This window comes from Paracoccus hibiscisoli, assembly GCF_005048265.1.
GTDB lineage: Bacteria > Pseudomonadota > Alphaproteobacteria > Rhodobacterales > Rhodobacteraceae > Paracoccus > Paracoccus hibiscisoli.
The window spans coordinates 12,175-32,644 of sequence record NZ_SUNH01000010.1 but is presented as its reverse complement, the minus strand read 5'-3'; the positions used below and the strand labels follow the sequence as shown (position 1 = coordinate 32,644).

The following is a 20,470-nucleotide window of genomic DNA, read 5'->3' as shown; positions in this document are numbered from 1 at the left end:
GCCTTTGGCCCTGCATTCGCTAATCCCGCTGCAACAGATGGGGTGATGCGATGACGATGGAAAAAAGCTTTGACGCGGCGGATGCCGAGGCCCGGATCGCCGCCGGGTGGGAGGCCGCGAACGCCTTTGCCGCCGGGGCCAATGCGCGGCGGGCGGAAACCTTCACCGTGATGATCCCGCCGCCCAACGTCACCGGCAGCCTGCATATCGGTCACGCGCTGAACAACACGCTGCAGGACATCCTGGTCCGCTGGCACCGGATGCGGGGCTTTGACACGCTGTGGCAGCCGGGTCAGGACCATGCGGGCATCGCCACCCAGATGGTCGTGGAACGCCGCATGGCCGAACGGGGTGAGCCGGGCCGCCGCGAGATCGGGCGCGAGGCCTTCACCGCCAAGATCTGGGACTGGAAGCGGGAATCCGGCGACACGATCATCAACCAGCTGAAGCGCCTTGGCGCCAGTGCGGACTGGTCGCGCAACGCCTTCACCATGTCCGGGGCCCCCGGCGCGCCTGCGGGCGAGGAGGGCAATTTCCACGATGCGGTGATCCGGGTGTTCGTGGACCTGTACAACAAGGGCATCATCTATCGCGGCAAGCGGCTGGTGAACTGGGACCCGCATTTCGAGACCGCGATCAGCGATCTGGAGGTCGAGAACCGCGAGGTTCCGGGCCATATGTGGCACTTCAAGTACCCGCTGGCCGGGGGCGCGACCTATGAATACGTCGAACGCGACGAAGACGGCCGCGTGACCCTGCGCGAGACGCGCAACTATATCTCCATCGCGACCACGCGCCCCGAGACGATGCTGGGCGACGGCGCGGTGGCGGTGCATCCCTCTGATGCCCGCTATGCCCCCATCGTCGGCCAGATGGTCGAGATCCCGGTCGGGCCCAAGGAGCACCGCCGCCTGATCCCGATCATCACCGACGAATACCCCGACCCCGATTTCGGGTCCGGCGCGGTCAAGATCACCGGCGCACATGATTTCAACGATTACGGCGTGGCGATGCGCAACGGCATCCCGCTCTATGCGCTGCTGGACACCAAGGGCGCGATGCGCGCCGACGGGCTGTCCTATGCCGACAGCGCCGCCATCGCGTCCCGCGCCGCCGCAGGCGAGGATGTGGGCGACGTCACGGCCGTGAACCTAGTCCCGGACGAGCTGCGCGGCCTGGACCGGTTCGAGGCCCGCAAGCGCGTGATCGACGCCATCACCGCCGAAGGTCTGGCCGTCACCTATCTGCACCGCGAGATCGAACCCGAGACCGGCGCCGAGCATCTGGAACGCCGCCCCGTGATCGACGCCAAGCCGATCATGCAGCCCTTTGGCGACCGCTCCGGCGTGGTGATCGAGCCGATGCTGACCGACCAATGGTTCGTGGACACCAAGCGCATCGTCGAACCCGCGCTGGAGGCCGTGCGGTCGGGCCGCACCGAGATCCTGCCCGAGCAGCACAGACGCGTCTATTTCAACTGGCTTGAGAACATCGAGCCCTGGACCATCAGCCGCCAGCTGTGGTGGGGCCACCAGATCCCGGTCTGGTATGACGCCGAGGGCAACCAGTATTGCGCCCCCACCGAGGCCGAGGCGCAGGCCATGGCGCCGGGCAAGACCCTGACGCGCGACCCCGACGTGCTGGACACCTGGTTCAGCTCGGGCCTGTGGCCCATCGGGACGCTTGGCTGGCCTGAGAAGACGCCCGAGTTGGAGCGGTATTTCCCGACTGACGTGCTGGTCACGGGCTTTGACATCATCTTCTTCTGGGTGGCCCGGATGATGATGATGCAGCTGGAGGTCGTGGGCGATGTGCCGTTCCGCACCGTCTATGTCCACGGGCTGGTGCGCGACGAAAAAGGCGCTAAGATGTCCAAGTCCAAGGGCAATGTGATCGACCCGCTGACGCTGGTGGATGCTTACGGTGCGGATGCGCTGCGCTTCACGCTGACCAGCATGGCGGCGATGGGGCGCGACCCCAAGCTGGGGCCCAAGCATGTCGAGGTGAACCGCAATTTCGTCACCAAGATCTGGAACGCCACCCGGTTCGCGGAGATGAACGGCGTGCGCGGCGGCGGGGCGCGGCCCCAGCCCAGCCACACCGTGAACCGATGGATCATCGGAGAGACCGCGCGCATCCTGATGGCGACCGACGAGGCGCTGGCCAGCTATCGGTTCAACGACGCGGCGACGGGGCTTTACGCCTTTGTCTGGGGCAAGGTCTGCGACTGGTATGTCGAATTCGCCAAGCCGCTGTTCGACGGCGAGCATGCGGATGAGACGCGGGCCACGATGGGCTGGGTGCTGGACCAGTGCTTTGCCATGCTGCACCCGATCATGCCCTTTGTCACCGAGGAGCTGTGGGCGCTGACCGCCGACCGCGACCGCATGCTGGTTCATGGCGACTGGCCGGAACTGGACGCCGATCTGATCGACGCCGACGCGGACCGCCAGATGAACTGGGTGATCGCGCTGATCGAGGGCGTGCGGTCGGCCCGCGCGCAGATGGGCGTGCCGGCGGGGGCCAAGCTGGACCTGGTCGTGACCGAGGCGGACCCTGCGGCGCGTGCGGCCCTGGCCGACAACGGTCCGCTGATCGAGCGGCTGGCGCGGGTGAATGCCCCGGCGGACGGGACCGCGGGCAAGGGGATGATTTCGGTGTCGGTGCAGGGGGCGTCCTTTGCGCTGCCGATCGGTGACGTGATCGACGTGGCAGCCGAGACGGCGCGCCTGCGGAAGGCCGAAGGCAAGACCCGCAAGGATGCCGAGGGCCTGCAGAAGCGCCTGTCGAACCCAAAATTCGTCGAGAATGCCGAGGCCGAAGTGATCGACGAGACCCGCGAGAAGCTGGCCGCGCTGGAGGATGACATCGCCCGGCTGCAGGCCGCGCTGGCGCAGCTGGCGGCGATGTGAGCCTGCGCCGCCGGAGGTGCCTGCCCGCGGGGGCGGATGCCTCCGGCGGGGATATTGAGGTGAAGAAGAAGCCGGGCCGCGCTAGCGGGTGGCGAGGTCGGACAGGGCGCGGGGCAGCACGTCCTCGAACACGTCGAGTTCGTGGAGGGGCGCGCAGCTGATGCGGATGCAGCGGTCGAGCGGTGTCACGCCGGGCATGCGGGCAAACACGCCATGCTGTGCCAGCGCGGCGATCAAGGTGCGGGCGAAGGCGCCGCCGCGATGGGTGTCCAGCGCCACGAAATTGGTGGCCGAGGGCAGCGCGGTCAGGCCATTCGCGGCACCGATGGCGGCGATGCGGTCGCGCGCCGTGGCGACCTCGGCCACGACATGGGCCAGCCAGCCCTGATCGGCCAGCGCGGCCAGCGCGCCTGCCTGCGCCAGGCGGTTCACGCCGAAATGGTTGCGGATGCGGTCGAAGCCCGCGATCAGGTCCGGCGCGCCGAGGGCGTAGCCGATGCGCGCCCCCGCCAGACCGTAGGCCTTGGAAAAGGTCCGCATGCGGATCACCCGCGGGTCGTCCGCCGCGATGTCGGGAATGGCCGAGGCGGGGGCGAATTCGGCATAGGCCTGATCCAGCACCAGCAGGCAGTCGTCGGGCAGGCGGTCCAGCATCGCGGTGATGACCGGGCCGTCATGCCAGCTGCCCATCGGGTTGTCGGGATTGGCCAGATAGATCAGCCGCGCGCCGGTCGCGTGGGCGCGATCCAGCAGCGCCTCGGGGTCTTCGGCATCGTTGCGATAGGGCACCTTGTGCAGTACGCCGCCGAAGCCTGCGACGTGATAGTTGAAGGTCGGATAGGCCCCGTCCGAGGTCACGACCGCATCGCCCGGCGCGATCATCAGGCGGACCAGCGTGCCCAGCAGGCCGTCGATGCCTTCGCCGACCATGATATTGGCGGGGGACATGCGGTGATGGTCGGCCAGGGCGTGGGTCAGATCAAAGCTGGGCGCATCGCCGTATTTCCAGACCTGGCCCACGGCCTCGCGCATGGCGCGGGCGGCCAGGGGGCTGGGGCCGAACGCGCTCTCGTTCGCGCCCAGACGGGCGGCGAAGGGCGCGCCGCGCTGGCGTTCCAGCGTTTCAGGGCCGACGAAGGGGACGGACGCGGGCAGGCCCGCCGGCAGGGGTGCAAACCGCATCAGAAGGCGCGGAAGGTCATCGTGGTCAGCGTGCGGCTGATATGGGGGATGTCGAACAGGCGGTCCGACAGAAAGCGGCCGACGTCCTGATCCTCGGGGATGTAGACCTTGGCGATCAGGTCGAAATCGCCCGAGGTGGAATACAGCTCGGACACGACCTCGCGGTCGTAGATGGCTTCGGCGACCTGATAGGTGGTGCCGGGATCGCAGCGGAACTGGACAAAGACGGCGCGCATGGGACCTCTCGTTTCGGGGGCAGGTTAGACCGGGGCGGTGGCGCGGGTCCAGTCCCCGCGCGCGTGGCCCCGCCAGAACCGGCGCATCAGCAGCACCGCCGCCAGCGTCAGCCCGACGCACAGGCCCAGCCACAGCCCCGCCGGGCCAAAGCCCAGGGGAAAGGCCAGCGCCCAGGCCACCGGCATGCCCACGACCCAATAGCTGAAACCCGCGATCCACATCGGCACCTGCGTGTCCTGCACCCCGCGCAGAAAGCCGAGCGCGATCACCTGGAACGCATCGGTCAGCTGGAACAGCGCCGCATACATCAACAGCATTGCCCCAAGCGTCACGATCTGCGGCGCCTGCGGGTCGGCAGGGTCCAGATAGAGCCGCACCAGCTGTTCCGAGAACAGCAGATAGAGGGCGATGGCCACCGCGGCAAAGGCCAGCGACATCCAGATCACCGTCAGCGCCGCATCGCGCATCCAGGCGCGGTCGCCGCGGCCCTTGGCCTGACCCACGCGGACGGTCGCGGCATTGGACAGCCCCAGATGCGCCATGAAGGTGATCGAGGTGATCTGCAGCGCGATGCCATGCGCGGCCAGCTGCGCCGTCCCGATCCAGCCCATCATGATGTTCGAGGCGACGAACAGCCCGCCCTCGGCCACCATGGTCAGGCCGATGGGCCAGCCGATGCGGGCGATCTGCCACATCGCCTGCCAGTCCGGACGCCAGAACCGCTGAAACAGGTTGTATTTGCGCGCCACGGGCACCCAGGCCGCATAGGCGATCAGGGCGGCCAGCTGGACGACCTGGACGGTGACGCTGGCGATGGCCGCGCCGCGCACGCCCAGTTCGGGCGCGCCCAGGTTGCCAAAGATCAGCACCCAGTTCAGGAACAGGTTCAGCGGCAGACCGGCCAGCGTCACCCACATCACCACCTGCGTCCGCTCCAGCGCGGCCAGATAGGAGGAGAGCGTCAGCTGGCCCAGCACCACCGCCAGACCCCAGCCCGCGATGCGCAGGTAATCCTGCGCCAGCGCGCTGACCGTCTGGGTCTGGCCCAGGGCCAGCAGGATCGGTTCGGACCACCACATCAGCGGCATGACCGCCAGCGCGAATCCCGCCGACAGCCACAGCGCCATGCGGGCGCCGCGGCGGACCTCAGTCTCTCGGCCGGCGGCGACATGGGTGGCGATCAGGCCCAGGACGCCGATGCCGAAGCCCATGCCCAGAAAGAACAGGATGTGGAAAAAGCTGGTGGCGATGACCAGGGCGGCCAGAGGCTCGACCCCGTACCAGCCGATCATCACCGTGTCGCCCACGCCGATGGCCATGCGCGCCAGGTGGCTGCCGATCAGCGGCAGGCCCAACGACAGGGTCGCAAGAACATGGGGGCGGTATTTCGCGTGCATGCCCCTGCCATATCCGCGCGCGCGAAACGCGGCAAGGGGCCGCATTGCACGTCATGCAGAAACCCGGACGCTTGCCGCCCCCCGGTCCATCTGCGATAGATCGCGCGACCCCCTGACCCCGAGGCCAGACATGAGCTTTCGCGCCCGCCACCTTCTGGGCATCGACCATCTCAAGCCCGACGAGATCGTGTCGCTGCTGGACCTGGCCGAGGAATACGCGGCCCTGAACCGCCGCACGGTGAAACATTCCGACGCGCTGGCGGGCATGACCCAGATCAACATGTTCTTCGAGAACTCGACCCGCACCCAGGCCAGCTTTGAGCTGGCTGGCAAGCGATTGGGGGCCGACGTGATGAACATGGCCGTCGCGCAATCGTCCGTGAAGAAGGGCGAGACGCTGATCGACACCGCCCTGACGCTGAACGCGATGCAGCCCGACCTGCTGGTCGTGCGGCACCCCCATTCCGGCGCGGTGAACCTGCTGGCGGAAAAGGTGAACTGCGCCGTCATCAATGCGGGCGACGGGCGGCACGAACATCCGACGCAGGCCCTGCTGGATGCGCTGACCATCCGCCGCGCCAAGGGGCGGCTGCAGCGCCTGACCATCGCCATCTGCGGCGACATCGCGCATTCCCGCGTGGCCCGGTCGAACCTGATCCTGCTGGGCAAGATGGAGAACCGCATCCGCCTGATCGGCCCCGCCACCCTGATGCCCGCAGGCGTGGCGGATATGGGGGTCGAGCTGTATGAGGACATGCGCGAGGGCCTGCGCGGTGCCGATGTCGTCATGATGCTGCGCCTGCAGAAGGAGCGGATGGATGGCGGCTTCATCCCGTCCGAACGCGAGTATTTCCATCGCTTTGGCCTGGACGCGGAAAAGCTGGCCCTGGCCGCGCCCGACGCGATCGTCATGCATCCCGGCCCGATGAATCGCGGCGTCGAGATCGACGGCACCCTCGCCGATGACATCAACCGCAGCGTCATCCAGGACCAGGTCGAGATGGGCGTCGCCGTCCGCATGGCCGCCCTGGACCTGCTGGCCCGCAACCTGCGCGCCAGCCGTGGCCGCACCGCCGTCGGAGAGCCGTGATGGACCTGATCTTCCGCAACGCCCGCCTGATCGACCCCGAAGCCCAGACCGACGACCTTGGCAGCCTTCGCGTGACGGATGGCCTGATCGCCGGACGCGGCGCGCCCGAGGAACCCAGCCCCGAGGGTGCCACCGTCATCGACTGTCGCGGCCGCGCGCTGGCGCCCGGCCTGATCGACTGGGGCGTCAAGATCGGCGAGCCGGGCGAACGTCACAAGGAAAGCTTTCGCAGCGCGGGCCGTGCGGCGGCGGCGGGCGGCGTCACCACGATCATCGCGCGCCCCGACACCACGCCCCCCATCGACACCCCCGAGGCGCTGGAATTCGTCGCCCGCCGCGCCAGCGACGCGCCCGTGAACATCCGCCACATGGCGGCGCTCACCAAATCCCGCGAGGGCCGCGAGATGACCGAGATCGGCTTTCTGACCGATCTGGGCGCGGTGGCATTCACCGACGGCGTGCGCGTGGTGCGCGACACCAAGCTGCTGGGCCGCTGCATGACCTATGCGCGGGGTCTGGACGCGCTGATCATGGGCCATCCGCAGGACCCGTCCCTGTCCCACGGGGCGGCGGCCACCAGCGGCAAGTTCGCCTCCCTCTATGGCATCCCCGCCGTGTCCCCCATGGCCGAGGTGATGGGCCTGGACCGCGACCTGGCGCTGGTCGCGATGACGCGCGGGCGCTATCACGCCGACCAGATCACCGTGGCGGCCAGCCTGCCGGCGCTGGCGCGGGCGCGCGATGCGGGGCTGGACGTCAGCGCGGGCATCTCGATCCACCACCTGACGCTGAACGAATTCGACGTGGGCGATTACCGGACCTTTTTCCGCTTCACCCCGCCCCTGCGGTCCGAGGATGACCGCCTGTCGATGGTCGATGCCGTGGCCCAGGGCCTGATCGACACCATCGCCAGCTTTCACACCCCCCAGGACGAGGAATCGAAACGTCTGCCCTTCGAGGCTGCAGCCCCTGGCGCGGTCGGCGTGCAGACCCTGCTGCCCGCCGCGCTGCGCCTCTATCACCAAGGCGGCCTGACCCTGCCGCAGCTGTTCCGCGCCATGGCGCTGAACCCGGCGCGCCGCCTGCGCCTGCCCGCAGGGCGGCTGTCGGACGGCGCGCCCGCCGATCTGGTGCTGTTCGACCCCGATGCGCCCTTCGTGCTGGACCGCTTTGCGCTGCTGTCGAAATCCAAGAACACCCCCTTTGACGGCGCGCGGATGCAGGGGCGCGTGATCGGCACCTGGGTCGCAGGCACCCCCGTTTTCGGAGACCACGCATGATCTTCTGGGCGATCTTCGGCTATCTTCTGGGGTCCGTCCCCTTCGGGCTGGTCATCACCCGCGCCCTGGGCCTGGGCGATCTGCGCCAGATCGGGTCCGGCAATATCGGCGCGACCAACGTGCTGCGGACGGGCAACAAGGGCGCGGCCCTGGCGACCCTGCTGCTGGACAGTGGCAAGGGCGCCATCGCCGTTCTGCTGGCCCGCCATTTCGGCGGCGAGACCGCCGCCGAAATGGCCGGTGCGGCGGCCTTTCTGGGCCATTGCTTTCCGATCTGGCTGCGGTTCAAGGGCGGCAAAGGGGTCGCCACCTTCCTCGGCACGCTGATCGCGCTGTGCTGGCCCGTGGGCCTGATCGCCTGCGCCACCTGGGCGGTGACGGCGGCGGTCACCCGCATCAGCAGCCTCAGCGCGCTGTTGGCGGCGGCACTGGCCCCGGCCTTTGCCTGGGGGCTGGGACGCCCGGACATCGCGGCGGCGGCGGCCTTCATGGCGGTGCTGATCGTCATCCGCCACCACGCCAACATCCGCCGCCTGCTGGCCGGGACGGAACCCCGGATCGGCCGGAAATAGCCCTCAGCGCTCGGCCACCAGCACCCGCCCGGGCCGAGGGGGGCGCGGCGGGGCGATGGCCTCAGCCAGCCCCGTGGACGTGAACGGCGGCCCCTGCATCTCGGGCTCGGCCTCCTCCTCGGCGACGGCCATGGGGGCTGCGCCGCCCATGCCGCGCAGCGCCTCGACCCCGCGCCGCGCCGATACCGCGATCGAGATCAGCGCCAGGCACGCCCCCGCCAGCAGGATCAGCACCGTCATCCCCAGCAGGCCCAGGAACACCGGCATCGGCGGCACGCCCTCGGCCTGCCGGATCAGCACGACGACCGCCCCGATCAGCGCCAGAACCCCCAGGCCAAAGACGACCGCGACCAGCCGCCCCATCCATTGCATCACATCACCACGCATCACATGCCCCCACCGGTTTTGCGACGGGGGTGCCACCGCAGGCGGGCCAGTTCAAGTCACCGCCGCAGGCCACCCGCTCACACTCGCGTGCATCACGGTCGCGGACAGGTCGGCGGCAGGCGGTGGGTAGGGGGGTCCGGGGGGACGGCAGTCCCCCCGGCACGTCGCGGGACGCAACCCGGCGCTCAGTAGGAATATTCGTCGTAGATCCGCGTCAGATCGCCACCCCATGCGCCACGATATTTCTCCAGCAGCTCGTCGGCGGGGACCTTGCCGCTGTCGACGCTCTCCTTCAGCGCGTTCAGGAAATGCGTCTCGTCGGGGACCAACCCTTCATTGCCGGACCGGGCGCGGGCCTTCAGACCGCCCTCGGCGATGGCCAGAACCTCGCGGGCCAGATCGTGCATCTTCACGCCACCCGCCTCTGCCTGCAGCCCGTCGCGGCCCGCGGCCACGCGCAGCGCCTCGCGCGTCTCGGCGTCCCAGCCGTTGATCAGGTCGGTCGCGGCATCCAGCGCCCCCTGGTCATAGGTCAGCCCGACCCACAGCGCCGGCAGCGCGCACAGACGCCGCCACGGGCCGCCATCGGCGCCGCGCATCTCGATGTATTTCTTGACGCGGGCCTCGGGGAACACGGTGGTCATGTGGTCCGCCCAGTCCGACAGGGTCGGCACCTCGCCCGGCAGCGCCGGCAGCTGGCCCTTCAGGAAATCCCGGAAACTCTGGCCCAGGGCGTCGATATATTTTCCGTCGCGATAGACGAAATACATCGGCACGTCCAAAACGTAATCGACCCAGGCCTCATAGCCGAAGCCCTCCTCAAAGACGAAGGGCAGCATGCCGGTCCGCGCGGCATCCAGGTTCTGCCAGATATGCGCGCGCCAGGATTTCATGCCGTTGGGCTTGTTGTCCAGAAACGGCGAATTGGCGAACAGCGCGGTCGCCACCGGCTGCAGCGCCAGCGCGACACGCATCTTCTGGACCATGTCGGCTTCGGAGGCGAAATCCAGGTTCACCTGCACGGTGCAGGTCCGGTACATCATCTGCGTGCCCAACGTGCCCACGCGGCCCATGTAATCGGTCATCAGCCGATAGCGCCCCTTGGGCATCATCGGCATGTCGCCCGCGCCCCAGATGGGCGCGGCACCCAGCCCGATGAACCCCGCGCCGATATCGGCAGCCACGGCCTCGACCTCGGCCAGGTGGCCGTTCACCTCGTCGCAGGTCTGGTGAATCGTCTCCAGCGGCGCGCCGGACAACTCCAGCTGGCCGCCGGGCTCAAGGCTGACATTCGCGCCGTCGCGCTCCAGCCCGATCAGCTTGCCCGCCTCCAGCACCGGGGTCCAGTTGAAGCGGTCGCGCAGTCCCTCCAGCATGGCCGTGATGGACACCGGACCTTCGTAAGGCAGCGGCATCTTCTGCGCGTCGTCATAGCCGAATTTCTCGTGCTCGACGCCGATGCGCCAGGCATCCTTGGGCTTTTCACCGCTGGCGATATAGGCGGCCAGCTGGTCGCGATGTTCGATGGGGCCTCCGCCCTGCTGGGGAATGGACATGGACGATGAGGCCTTTCAAGGGTTTCCGGTCGGCCACAGGTGGCAACGCGGGCGGGCCAAGTCAAGCCGCCTCAGCCCGGCCTCCGCCAAACGGTGCGCATCGCATCGCCCTGCCGGGCGATCTGCGCCAGCGCCGCGGACACCGCGCCCATGTCCAGACCCGGCAGCGCGGTGAAGGCATCGGCCAGCGCGCCCGCCCCCGCCGCATCGGCGGGAACCAGCAGCGCCTCGCCCCCCAGGCTGCGCAGCCGCCAATGCGCGCGGCCATCCAGGCGCAGCAGCCGGATCTCGGCCAGATCGCGCAGGGGCATCTCTCCGCCCATCTCGGTCGCGCCGTAATAGCGGATCGCGCCCTCGACCACCTCGACGACGCCGGGGGCCGCGACGGGGCGGCGGAACGGCGTGCGGCGGATCGCCCCAAGCGCCAGGCTGCCCGCGACCAGGGCCGCGCCGCCGCCGATCACCGCCCAGAACCAGCCGCCTTTGAAGGCCACCCACAGACCCGCCAGCGTCAGCCCGACAAAGATCATCGTTTCCGCATGCCGCACCAGGAGGGCGCGCAGATCGGGCCGGATCACGGGGCGCAGCCGGACAAGGGGGCGGAACCCGCGCCTACCATCGCGACAGCGCGTCCTCATCCGCCGCACGCGCCGCAACCCATGACGCGCTGCCGTCCCGCGCGATCTCTCGTTTCCAGAAGGGCGCGCGCGATTTCAGCCAGTCCATCAGGAAATCGGCGCCGTCAAAGGCCGAGCGGCGGTGACGGGCGGCGGTGGCGACCATCATGATCGGCCCGCCCACCGGGATGCGGCCAAAGCGGTGGACGATCCGCCAGTCGCTCAGCCCGAATCGGGCGGCGGCGGTCAGGCCGTGATCGCGCAGCGCCGCCTCGGTCATGCCGGGGTAATGCTCGATCTCCAGCGCGGCCAGATCGCCGCCATCGTCGCGCACGACGCCGGTAAAGGTCACGACCGCCCCAGCCCCCACGCCAAAGCCCGCCATCTCGGCGGACAGATCGAACGGTAGGGCCTGGACGCGCGCGACCATCAGCCGCCCGTCATCGGAGGAAAGAACGCGACCTCGCGCGGCTGTCCGAGGGGGGCGTCCAGATCGGTCAGCACCTGGTCGACCGCGCAGCGCACGACAGCGCCGTCGGCAAAGGCCGCCGCATGCCCCTCGGACAGGGCGGCCAGTTCGGCGATCAGGGCGCGCGGCGTGGCGGCGTCGGTCTGGACCGTCTCGCGCGGGTGCCCGACGCGTTCGCGCATCCAGGCGAAATACAGGACCTCAACCGTCACGGCCGGGCTCCTTCAGATAGGGTAGCGCCTTGACGAAATAATCCCACCCCGTCCAGGCCGTCAGCGCCGCGGCGATCCAGATCAGCGTCAGGCCCGTATGGGTGGCCAGCGCGGCCCAGCTGACCGACCAGACCAGCCCCGTCTCGCCCACGCGGGGGGCCAGGCCGTGTTCGACATAGGTCAGCCCCGTGCCCAGGAACAGCACCGAGATGGCGACCATCTGCAGCGTCGTCTTCCATTTGGCCAGGTTGGTGACGGCCAGCATCCGCGACTTGTCGCCCAGGTATTCGCGCAGGCCGGACACGAAGACCTCGCGGAACAGGATGATCGTCACGGGCAGGATCAGCCAGGGATTCATGCCAGAATAGCCGGTGATCACGACCAGCGCGATCACCACCATCGCCTTGTCGGCGATCGGGTCCATTGCGGCGCCGAACCGGCTCTCCTGCTTCCAGGCGCGGGCCAGATAGCCGTCGAACCAATCGGTGATCGCCGCCAGCAGGAACAGCGCCAGCGCCGCCCAATCGGCCCAGGGGCGGTGGAAATAGAGAAACATCAGCGGGACCCCGGGGGCCGCCAGCAGACGCATCAGGGTCAGGATATTCGGAAGGGTCCAGCGCATGACCGCACGCTAGTCCCTGTCGCGGCGGTTGGAAAGGCCCAAGCATCACCCAGACGCAGCCGTGATCGCGGGTTTCCGCCGCCGCGCCCGGGGCCCCGCTCAGTCACGGGTGTTGAAGTGGTCATGCACCTTCTGCGCCATCGCGGCTGATATCCCGGGCGCCGCCTGCAGATCCGTCAGACCGGCGCGCGCCACGGCCTTGGCGCTGCCGAAATGCTGCAGCAGGGCGCGCTTGCGCGCGGCGCCGATGCCCGCGATCTCGTCCAGGGGGTTGGCCATCTGCGATTTCGCGCGCTTGGCGCGGTGGGTGCCGATGGCCCACCGATGCGCCTCGTCGCGCAGGCGCTGGACAAAGTACAGGACCGGGTCGTTCATGCGCAGCGCGAAGGGGCGCTGGCCGGGACGGTGGAACTCCTCCTTGCCGTGGTCGCGGTCCTGGCCCTTGGCGACGCCGATCATGGGGATGTCCTCGACCCCCATCTCGGCCATGATCTCGTGGACGACCGACACCTGCCCCGCGCCGCCGTCGATCAGCAGAAGGTCCGGCCAGGCCTCGGTCTGGCGATCGGGATCGTCCTTCAGCAGGCGGGCAAAGCGGCGGGTCAGCACCTCCTTCATCATGCCGAAATCGTCGCCGGGGGTGATCTCGGTGCCCTTGATGTTGAACTTGCGGTACTGGTTCTTGATCCAGCCCTCCGGCCCCGCCACGATCATGCCGCCCACCGCGTTGGTGCCCATGATGTGGCTGTTGTCATAGACCTCGATCCGGCGCGGGGGGGCGGGCAGTTCGAACGCGTCGGCCAGCCCTTCCAGCAGGCGCAGCTGGGTCGCGCTTTCGGACATGCGGCGCGCTAAGCTCTCGCGCGCATTGCGCAGGGCGTTGGTGACCAGGTCGGATTTCTCGCCGCGCAGGGGAACGGCCACCTCGACCTTGCGCCGGGCGCGTTCGGACAGAACCTCGGCGGTCAGGTCGGGGTCCTCGGGCGGGTGGGACAGCAGGATCTGGCGCGGCGGCGGGGTGTTGTCATAGAACTGCATCAGGAACGCCTGCATCACCTCGTCCGGGCTCTCGGCCCCGCCAAGGCGCGGGTAGAAATCGCGGTTTCCCCAGCTTTGATTGCCGCGGATGAAGAACACCTGAACGCAGGCCTGCCCGCTGTCCATGTGCAGCGCCACGATGTCGGCCTCGGCCACGCCCTTGGGGTTGATGGCCTGCACCGACTGCACGGCGGTCAGCGCCTTGATCCGGTCGCGCAAGGCGGCGGCGCGTTCGTATTCCATGTTCTCGGCCGCCTGTGCCATCTCGGCCGCCAGGTCGGACTGGATGGTCGTGGTCTTGCCCTGCAGGAAGCGTTCCGCGTCGTTGACCAGCGCGGTATAGTCCGGCGCGCTGATCCGGCCGACGCAGGGCGCGCTGCACCGCTTGATCTGGAACAGCAGGCAGGGGCGGGTGCGGGACTCAAAGACGCTGTCGGTGCAGTTCCTCAGCAGGAACACCCGCTGCAGCTGGGTCAGGGTGCGGTTCACCGCCCCTGCGCTGGCAAAGGGGCCATAGTAATCGCCCTTTTCCGTCTTGGCGCCGCGATGCTTCTTGATCTGGGGATAATCGTGGGACTTGGCCACCAGGATGTTCGGGAACGACTTGTCGTCGCGCAGCAGCACGTTGTAGCGCGGCTTCAGCTGCTTGATCAGGTTCTGTTCAAGCAGCAGCGCCTCGGTCTCGGTATTGGTGGTCAGGAACATCATCGAGGCCGTCTCGCGGATCATCCGCGCGATGCGCCCCGAATGGCCCGACGGCCGGGCATAGTTCGACACCCGCGCCCGCAGGTCGCGCGCCTTGCCGACATAGAGGACCGCCTGCTGTGCATCCAGCATGCGATAGACGCCGGGGCTGCTGTCCAGCGTGCGAAGGTAATCCTGAATCAGGGCGTGGCCGGTTTTCTGGGTCATGACGTCAACTTGGTGATTCTGGGCCCCGCTGCAAGTTCCGGACCCCAAGTGCAACCGTTAAGCTTTCCACGGAATCTGTGGATAATTCTGTGGGCGGCCTGTGAGGATGACCCTGCGGGGCCAGCAATCGTTACAGTTTAGTGAACCTGCCCGGATTTTAGGCAGATCGGAAGGGCTTTGTTTTCGTTGGGAAAGTTTTATCCGCGCAAGATTCAGACAGAAAAACCATGCGGAATCTGCAGGTTGGAACTTTGCTGCGGGGTCAAGTGGACAAAATCGGCGAACAGGCCCGATCCGGGCCTATTCCGGGCCCAGCACGTCGGGCGTGCGCCATCCCAGATGCTGTCCGCCATCGACGCAGATCAGCTGCCCGGTGACGCCCCGCGCCTCCAGCAGATAGCCCAGGGCGTCGGTGATGCCGCGCGCATCGGCGCCGCGCCCCAGCACGGTGGCGGCACGTTGGGCGGCAAAATGCGCGGCGCTTTGGCGGGCGCCCTGCAGGGTCGGGCCGGGGCCGATGGCGTTTACGCGGATGTCGGGGGCAAGGGCCTGCGCCGCGGTGCGGGTCAGCGACCACAGCCCTGCCTTGGCCAAGGAATAGGTCATGAATTCGGGCGTGGGCTTCAGCACGCGCTGATCGACCATGTTCACGACCAGACAGCGGGCCTGCGGTTCGCCGTTCTCGTCCGGCGCAGCCTTGGCGGCCTGGGCGGCAAAGGCTTGGATCAGCTGGAACGGTGCGCGCAGGTTCGAGCCCAGATGCCGGTCCCAGCCCTCCATCGTGGCGCTGCGGATCGTGTCATAGTCAAAGATCGAGGCGTTGTTGACCAGCACCGTCAACGGCCCCATCGCCGCCGACACCTGCGGGATCAGCGCAGCGGTCGCCTCCGGGTCCAGCAGGTCGGCCTGAAAGGTCTGCGCCGCGACGCCCAGGGCTCGGGCATCAGCGGCGGTCTGTTCGGCCTCATCGGCGGAACCGGCGTAATGGATGGCCACGTCATGGCCGCGTCCCGCCAGTTCCAGCGCCATGGCGCGGCCAAGGCGGCGGGCCGCGCCGGTGACCAGCGCCACACCCCTCACAGCAGCACCCAGGCATAGGCGCCGTACATCACCACGAAGGCCGCGCCGACGGGCCGCGACAGGCTGACCCCGCGCAGCAGGAACGGCGCCAGCAGCAACGACGCCCCCAGCATGACCCACAGGTCCAGGCGCAGCATCTCGGGCGGGACGGGCAGCGGAGAGACGACCGCCGTGATCCCCAGGATCGCCAGCAGGTTGAAGATGTTCGAGCCGACGACATTGCCCAGGGCCATGTCCGCCCGCCCCTTGAGCGCCGAGGCGACCGAGGCCGCCAGTTCCGGCAGCGAGGTTCCGATGGCCACCAGCGTCAGGCCGATCACGGTATCGCTGATGCCAAAGGCGCGCGCGATGTCGCTGGCGCCCGCCACCAGCAGGTTGGCCCCCAGGGGCAGCAGCACCAGCCCCGCCCCCAGCCACAGCGCGATGCGGCCCCAGCCCGCGCCCAGGGTGGTGCCATCCACATCGGCCTCGTCGGCACGTCCGGTGGTCAGCTGGCGCCACAGCACCAGCGCCAGGGCGGCCAGCAGGATCATCCCCTCGATCCGGCCGATCTCTCCGGTGAAGGCCAGCGCGATCATCAGCACCGAGGCGCCGATCATCATCGCCCAGCTTTCGCGCAGGTCATGCCCCTTGGTCACGATCACCGAGACCAGCGCGGTCACGCCCAGGATCACCAGCACATTGGCGATGTTGGAGCCCACGACATTGCCCATGGCGATGCCGCTGGACCCCTTCAGCGCCGCCGACAGCGACACCAGCAATTCGGGCGCCGAGGTGCCGAAGGCCACCACGGTCAGGCCCACGACCAGCGGCGTCATGCCCAGCTTCAGCGACAGGCCCACGGCGCCCTTGACCAGCAGGTCACCGCCCAGAACCAGCAGGGCCAGCCCGCCCAGGACCAGCAGAATTTCAACGACCACGACGATTGATCCCCAGAAGTTTTTTGATGAAGCGACGAAATCCCGGCCCGCTGACCAGCGCCATGACCACCATCACCAGCAGGAACAGCAGAACGGCGCGCAGCATCATCCGCGCGTGCCGAATTGCTGGAACGCGGCGCGATCCTCGGCCGCGTCCAGCAGCAGGTCGGCGGACAAGCCAAGGCGGCGCAGCAGCGGGCGACGCATGCCGTGAACCTCAAAGCGGATCTTGTCGCCATAAAGCGCCTCGAGCCGCGGGACGGGATGGCCGATGCCGTCGGCCAGACCCAGGCGCACGGCCTCGCGGCCCGCCCAGAACTCTCCGGTGAACAGGTCGCGGTCGGCGGCCAGCCGGGTGCCGCGACGGGCGCGGACATGGTCCTTGAAGGCCTGGTGGATGGGCTCCAGGATGGTGTGCAGGCGGGCGACGTCATCGGGGTTCTGCGGCCGGAACGGGTCCAGCGTCGATTTCGACGTGCCCGCTGTATGAACGCGCCGCTCGATGCCCCACCGCTCGATCAGCTGGTGAAAGCCGAAGCCCGCCGAGATCACCCCGATCGACCCGACGATCGAGCTTTCGTCGGCCCAGATGTCATCAGCCGCACAGGCCAGCCAATAGCCGCCCGAGGCGGCCACATCCTCGACAAAGGCATGGACGGGAATGTCCGTCTCATCCGCCAGCCTGCGGATGCGGGCCGCGATCAGCGACGACTGCACGGGCGATCCGCCCGGCGAGTTGATGACCAGCGCCACGGCCAGCGGCTTGCCGCGCCGGAACGCGCGTTCGATCAGCGGCGCCAGGGCCGCGTCGTTCAGGCCGCCTCCCCGGCCCGCGCCACCAATGGTGCCGGACAGGCGGATGACCGCGACGCGGGGCCTGCGGGCCAGGAAACGGGACAGAAGGGGAATACGCATGCGACACAGATAGGCGGGCGCAGTCCCGCCCACAAGGCGCGACGTCAGTCCGCGATGGCGCGGATGGTGTCGCCCGGCAGGAAGGTCGGCGTCAGCGCGATGATGCGGTCGTCGGGCGCGCGATCCTTGCCCGACACCAGCCGCGCGGCGCGCCGCCCGACATCGACGCGGCGCGCATCGGTGGTGGCCAGCCGCATGGGCAGCCCGTCCAGCAGATCGACCCCGTTGAACCCCGCCAGACCCAGCTGACCCGGAATGTCATAGCCCCGGTCGATGCAGTGCAGCAGCCCCCCCGCCCCGATCATGTCGTTCGAGAAATACAGGAAATCCAGGTCCGGCGCGCGGGTCAGGATACGCTCTGTCAGTTCGCGCCCCTTCAGCAGGGACGATCCGCCCTGATAGTATTCGCGCGCCTCCAGCTGGATGCCGGCGGCCGCCAGCCCCTCCTCAAAGCCCAGCAGGCGTTTGCGGGCGCGATGATCTTCGGGCATGTGGGTGCCGACAAAGCCGATGCGCCGATAGCCCGCGGCCAGGATGCGGTCGGCCATCTCGCGCCCCGCGCGGATATGCGAGATGCCCACCAGCGTGTCGATGCCCTCGCCGTCGACATCCATGATCTCGACTACCGGAATGCCCGAGTTCTGCAGCATGGCCCGCGCCGCCCGGCTGTGCTCCAACCCCGCCAGGATCACGCCCGAGGGACGCCAGGACAGCATGTCGTACAGCACCATCTCCTCACGCGCGGGCGAATAGTTGGTGACCCCGATCACCGGCTGCAGCCCGGTATCGTCCAGTTCCGCCGATATGCCGCCCAGCACGTCGGGAAAGACCAGGTTCGACAGGGACGGAATGACCACCGCGACCAGGTTGACCCGCTGGCTGGCCAGCCCGCCCGCGATCTTGTTGGGGACATAGCCCAGGGCCTTGGCCGCGGTCAGCACCTTCTCGCGTGTGGCGGCCGAAACGTCGCCCCGGTTGCGCAGGACGCGGCTGACGGTCATCTCGGACACGCCCGACGCCTCTGAGACGTCGCGAAGGGTCAGCGGGCGGCGCGGGCGTATGGGCAGCATGGGGCATCCGATCTGTAAGACCCCGATGTTAGCGAAGGACAGCACCCCCCACAACCGCGACCTGCGCCTTGCCAAACGACCTTGGGGGCGGCTATTGGTCGGGTGGTCGGCCCCGTGGCTCAACTGGATAGAGCAGCCCCCTCCTAAGGGGCAGGTTACAGGTTCGAATCCTGTCGGGGTCACCAGAAAACCCAATTGCTGACGATGAAGCATAAGAGTGCACGTTTTGCAGTTCCTGTGCACACCTTGCGTCAAGTTGTTTCTGCAGCACTGCAGTGGAATCGACACAAGATACTGATATGGAATGCTTTATTACTGTAAAGAATCCGGCACCAGTTTGGCTGCATCAACTTGCACCTCTGTCTTGCGTGCCGCCTCGTCTGCACTTTCCCAGCAGCATGACCTGTCGCGGAGGCTACTCGATTGCCCCGAACTCGCTCCGGCAGACCTTGAAGCCGTGATAGGACCTGTTGCCTGCCGGGGCATGGACCCGGATCTTTCGCGCCCGGATGGCGGTGATGATGCGCCCCACCGTGACTTTGCTGTTGGCCTGCGCCCTCTGGATGGTTTCCCATTTGGCGGACCCCGGGTTCGCGTCTGAAAGCGCGTTCAGCTCGTCGACAAGCGCTTTGCCATCCGCCTCCAGCCAGCGAAGCCGCGCGCCGGGAAGGCGCGTCCGGGGCTGCAGGACGCCGTCCTGCTCCAGGGCGCGCAGCTCGGCCTCGGTCATGCCGACAGCGCACCGCATCTCTTGGTCCGTGACCAGCGACCCGATCGCGCAAAGTGTTCCGCCATGCGCCTGCGCGTCAAAAACGGCGCGGCTGTCCGGCCGCGGATCGTCAACCGCGATAACTCCAGCCTCGACCAGCAATGGACGCAACCGCCCCTCAGCGACGCGCAGTGCAAACGCCGCGGTGCCGACCGAGTGAAGCTTTCGCTGCGACACCGTCTGTCCCAGCAGCACGGTCCCTTCCGCAATGGGCCAGATGTCCAGAACCACGCCTCGAATGATGTCCGCAAATGGCTCGAACGCTTCATTGTCCTGATGGTAGTCCCGCATATCCCTCCAGAGTGGTCCGAATGCCTTCTGTGGCTCATCCAGAGAGCCGTTCGCCCCCGCGGCCAGATCGTGCAGTGCGTGCCGAATGGCATCGGGACCATGACGCACCACATCGAACCCCGCTACCAATGAGGCATGCCGAACAGCCTGCGGATCAGCGTCATCCTTGCCGTCGTTGTGCAGCAGTTCCCCGCCGAGCAAGCGACAGAAGGTCGTCGCGGCATAGAGGCTTTGGCCCGAGAGCCAGGATGCATCCTCGCCCCTGTCCAGCCGGTGTTCCAGCCACCGATCGTATCCGGTTGGAGTGGCCATCGGACCGTCGAGGCTGCCCGAGAGAATGGTCGGCAGGATCTCGGTCAGCCGGGCCGTCAGGTCGTTCCGGGCGGTCGGATGCGGCGCCGTCCAAAGAGGCACCAGCAGCGCGCCGTGCGTGGCGCAGGTCACCATCTCGCGCATCTGCCAGTGCCCACGCATTGCCATCGCGGCCAATGGATCTTCCGGAGCTGACAGGGCATCGTCCCTCAGACACCGGGGGCATCCTTGCACGACCGGGTTCCGCAGCGCCCGGGAAACAAAGATCTCGCCCCGGAAGCGCATCCGGACATCGCCGATCGGCTCGCCCGTCCAGGACAGGAGTTCTTCCAGCTCCGCATCGTCAAGCCCGGCCCAAGCCATCAGGTTCTCGAACAGCTCGCGATCCTGGCTGACCAACCGCTTCATCGAGCCGCCCAGATCGAGCACCAGCTGATGCAGCGATACGCCCTTCGACGCGGCAAGCCTGGCGACGAGCGACGGCACGGTTTCACGGGCGACAGGCGAAATTCCGTGCAGCAAGGCCAATGCGGACACTCCCTTCGATAGAAGGCGGACCTATGCCTGCAGGCTTATCGAAGAATCAAGGGGGCCCTTGGCGTCGACCTTCCGCCCAAGATCTAATCGAAG

The 20,470-nt window shown here is 68.0% G+C and carries 19 protein-coding genes and 1 tRNA gene; 5 read left to right on the top strand and 15 right to left on the bottom strand.

All coding sequences use genetic code 11. The features are described 5' to 3' along the window. Positions 1-50: 50 nt before the first annotated feature. Positions 51-2,912, top strand: a complete 2,862-nt coding sequence (locus tag FA740_RS07995; RefSeq protein ID WP_136856252.1) for a valine--tRNA ligase — start codon at positions 51-53, stop codon at positions 2,910-2,912. An 81-nt stretch (positions 2,913-2,993) separates the two neighbouring features. On the opposite strand, the gene FA740_RS07990 is transcribed toward FA740_RS07995, so the two are convergent. From FA740_RS07990 to FA740_RS07980, 3 genes are read right to left on the bottom strand one after another with little or no spacing between them, the layout of a single operon-like run. Further along, positions 2,994-4,094, bottom strand: coding sequence for a pyridoxal phosphate-dependent aminotransferase (locus FA740_RS07990; RefSeq protein WP_136856251.1), 1,101 nt, complete (start codon positions 4,092-4,094; stop codon positions 2,994-2,996). Continuing rightward, positions 4,094-4,330, bottom strand: coding sequence for an Lrp/AsnC family transcriptional regulator (locus FA740_RS07985; RefSeq protein ID WP_136856250.1), 237 nt, complete (start codon positions 4,328-4,330; stop codon positions 4,094-4,096). The genes FA740_RS07990 and FA740_RS07985 overlap by 1 nt, the downstream gene beginning before the upstream one ends. A 24-nt stretch (positions 4,331-4,354) precedes the next feature. Next, complete coding sequence (locus FA740_RS07980) at positions 4,355-5,728, bottom strand: MATE family efflux transporter (protein WP_136856249.1); 1,374 nt, start codon at positions 5,726-5,728, stop codon at positions 4,355-4,357. Positions 5,729-5,858: 130 nt separating this feature from the next. On the opposite strand from FA740_RS07980, the gene FA740_RS07975 reads away from it, so the two are divergent. Genes FA740_RS07975 through plsY form a run of 3 tightly spaced genes read left to right on the top strand, consistent with a single transcriptional unit; the run spans position 5,859 to position 8,670 of the window. Beyond that, positions 5,859-6,818 (top strand): aspartate carbamoyltransferase catalytic subunit, encoded by a 960-nt coding sequence (locus FA740_RS07975; RefSeq protein WP_136856248.1) that lies wholly within the window; start codon positions 5,859-5,861, stop codon positions 6,816-6,818. Continuing rightward, positions 6,818-8,098 carry a dihydroorotase gene (gene pyrC, locus FA740_RS07970; RefSeq protein WP_136856247.1) on the top strand — a complete coding sequence of 427 codons (1,281 nt, stop codon included), beginning with the start codon at positions 6,818-6,820 and terminating at the stop codon, positions 8,096-8,098. Before FA740_RS07975 ends, pyrC begins: the two co-directional genes overlap by 1 nt. Further along, entirely contained in the window at positions 8,095-8,670 is a 576-nt protein-coding gene (plsY, locus tag FA740_RS07965) for a glycerol-3-phosphate 1-O-acyltransferase PlsY (RefSeq protein ID WP_136856246.1), read from the top strand. Before pyrC ends, plsY begins: the two co-directional genes overlap by 4 nt. Before the next feature lie 3 nt (positions 8,671-8,673). On the opposite strand, the gene FA740_RS07960 is transcribed toward plsY, so the two are convergent. The 11 genes from FA740_RS07960 to FA740_RS07910 form a co-directional block, all read right to left on the bottom strand. Next, the gene (locus tag FA740_RS07960) at positions 8,674-9,057 is read right to left on the bottom strand and encodes a hypothetical protein (protein WP_136856245.1); all 384 of its coding nucleotides are present in this window, start codon (positions 9,055-9,057) and stop codon (positions 8,674-8,676) included. A gap of 185 nt (positions 9,058-9,242) precedes the next feature. Continuing rightward, complete coding sequence (locus FA740_RS07955; protein WP_136856244.1) at positions 9,243-10,613, bottom strand: glutamate--cysteine ligase; 1,371 nt, start codon at positions 10,611-10,613, stop codon at positions 9,243-9,245. Between the two features lie 71 nt (positions 10,614-10,684). Then, the gene (locus FA740_RS07950; protein WP_246053526.1) at positions 10,685-11,191 is read right to left on the bottom strand and encodes a hypothetical protein; all 507 of its coding nucleotides are present in this window, start codon (positions 11,189-11,191) and stop codon (positions 10,685-10,687) included. A 34-nt stretch (positions 11,192-11,225) separates the two neighbouring features. Continuing rightward, complete coding sequence (locus FA740_RS07945; RefSeq protein WP_136856243.1) at positions 11,226-11,660, bottom strand: molybdenum cofactor biosynthesis protein MoaE; 435 nt, start codon at positions 11,658-11,660, stop codon at positions 11,226-11,228. Then, positions 11,660-11,911, bottom strand: a complete 252-nt coding sequence (locus tag FA740_RS07940; protein ID WP_136856242.1) for a MoaD/ThiS family protein — start codon at positions 11,909-11,911, stop codon at positions 11,660-11,662. Before FA740_RS07940 ends, FA740_RS07945 begins: the two co-directional genes overlap by 1 nt. Then, entirely contained in the window at positions 11,901-12,533 is a 633-nt protein-coding gene (gene pgsA, locus FA740_RS07935; protein WP_136856241.1) for a CDP-diacylglycerol--glycerol-3-phosphate 3-phosphatidyltransferase, read from the bottom strand. The genes FA740_RS07940 and pgsA overlap by 11 nt, the downstream gene beginning before the upstream one ends. Positions 12,534-12,632: 99 nt before the next feature. Continuing rightward, the gene (gene uvrC / locus FA740_RS07930; protein WP_136856240.1) at positions 12,633-14,483 is read right to left on the bottom strand and encodes an excinuclease ABC subunit UvrC; all 1,851 of its coding nucleotides are present in this window, start codon (positions 14,481-14,483) and stop codon (positions 12,633-12,635) included. A gap of 300 nt (positions 14,484-14,783) precedes the next feature. Next, the gene (locus FA740_RS07925) at positions 14,784-15,554 is read right to left on the bottom strand and encodes an SDR family oxidoreductase (protein WP_277355195.1); all 771 of its coding nucleotides are present in this window, start codon (positions 15,552-15,554) and stop codon (positions 14,784-14,786) included. 5 nt (positions 15,555-15,559) lie between these two features. Further along, positions 15,560-16,483: a calcium/sodium antiporter gene (locus FA740_RS07920; protein WP_136856239.1), complete on the bottom strand. Its 924-nt coding sequence runs from the start codon at positions 16,481-16,483 to the stop codon at positions 15,560-15,562. A gap of 105 nt (positions 16,484-16,588) precedes the next feature. After that, positions 16,589-17,398, bottom strand: coding sequence for a S49 family peptidase (locus tag FA740_RS07915; protein ID WP_136856238.1), 810 nt, complete (start codon positions 17,396-17,398; stop codon positions 16,589-16,591). Positions 17,399-17,442: 44 nt separating this feature from the next. Continuing rightward, positions 17,443-18,468 (bottom strand): LacI family DNA-binding transcriptional regulator, encoded by a 1,026-nt coding sequence (locus FA740_RS07910; protein WP_136856237.1) that lies wholly within the window; start codon positions 18,466-18,468, stop codon positions 17,443-17,445. A gap of 108 nt (positions 18,469-18,576) precedes the next feature. On the opposite strand from FA740_RS07910, the gene FA740_RS07905 reads away from it, so the two are divergent. Continuing rightward, positions 18,577-18,653: transfer RNA gene (locus FA740_RS07905), tRNA-Arg, on the top strand. A gap of 230 nt (positions 18,654-18,883) precedes the next feature. Here FA740_RS07905 and FA740_RS07900 read toward each other — a convergent pair. Beyond that, positions 18,884-20,368, bottom strand: coding sequence for a TniQ family protein (locus FA740_RS07900; RefSeq protein WP_169306254.1), 1,485 nt, complete (start codon positions 20,366-20,368; stop codon positions 18,884-18,886). Between the last annotated feature and the right edge of the window lie 102 nt (positions 20,369-20,470).

Coding starts and splice junctions, on each gene's coding strand:
- FA740_RS07995 (WP_136856252.1), top strand. CDS start 51: ATGACGATGGAAAAAAGCTTTGACGCGGCGGATGCCGAGGCCCGGATC.
- FA740_RS07990 (WP_136856251.1), bottom strand. CDS start 4,094: ATGCGGTTTGCACCCCTGCCGGCGGGCCTGCCCGCGTCCGTCCCCTTC.
- FA740_RS07985 (WP_136856250.1), bottom strand. CDS start 4,330: ATGCGCGCCGTCTTTGTCCAGTTCCGCTGCGATCCCGGCACCACCTAT.
- FA740_RS07980 (WP_136856249.1), bottom strand. CDS start 5,728: ATGCACGCGAAATACCGCCCCCATGTTCTTGCGACCCTGTCGTTGGGC.
- FA740_RS07975 (WP_136856248.1), top strand. CDS start 5,859: ATGAGCTTTCGCGCCCGCCACCTTCTGGGCATCGACCATCTCAAGCCC.
- pyrC (WP_136856247.1), top strand. CDS start 6,818: ATGGACCTGATCTTCCGCAACGCCCGCCTGATCGACCCCGAAGCCCAG.
- plsY (WP_136856246.1), top strand. CDS start 8,095: ATGATCTTCTGGGCGATCTTCGGCTATCTTCTGGGGTCCGTCCCCTTC.
- FA740_RS07960 (WP_136856245.1), bottom strand. CDS start 9,057: ATGCGTGGTGATGTGATGCAATGGATGGGGCGGCTGGTCGCGGTCGTC.
- FA740_RS07955 (WP_136856244.1), bottom strand. CDS start 10,613: ATGTCCATTCCCCAGCAGGGCGGAGGCCCCATCGAACATCGCGACCAG.
- FA740_RS07945 (WP_136856243.1), bottom strand. CDS start 11,660: ATGGTCGCGCGCGTCCAGGCCCTACCGTTCGATCTGTCCGCCGAGATG.
- pgsA (WP_136856241.1), bottom strand. CDS start 12,533: ATGCGCTGGACCCTTCCGAATATCCTGACCCTGATGCGTCTGCTGGCG.
- uvrC (WP_136856240.1), bottom strand. CDS start 14,483: ATGACCCAGAAAACCGGCCACGCCCTGATTCAGGATTACCTTCGCACG.
- FA740_RS07915 (WP_136856238.1), bottom strand. CDS start 17,398: ATGCGTATTCCCCTTCTGTCCCGTTTCCTGGCCCGCAGGCCCCGCGTC.
- FA740_RS07910 (WP_136856237.1), bottom strand. CDS start 18,468: ATGCTGCCCATACGCCCGCGCCGCCCGCTGACCCTTCGCGACGTCTCA.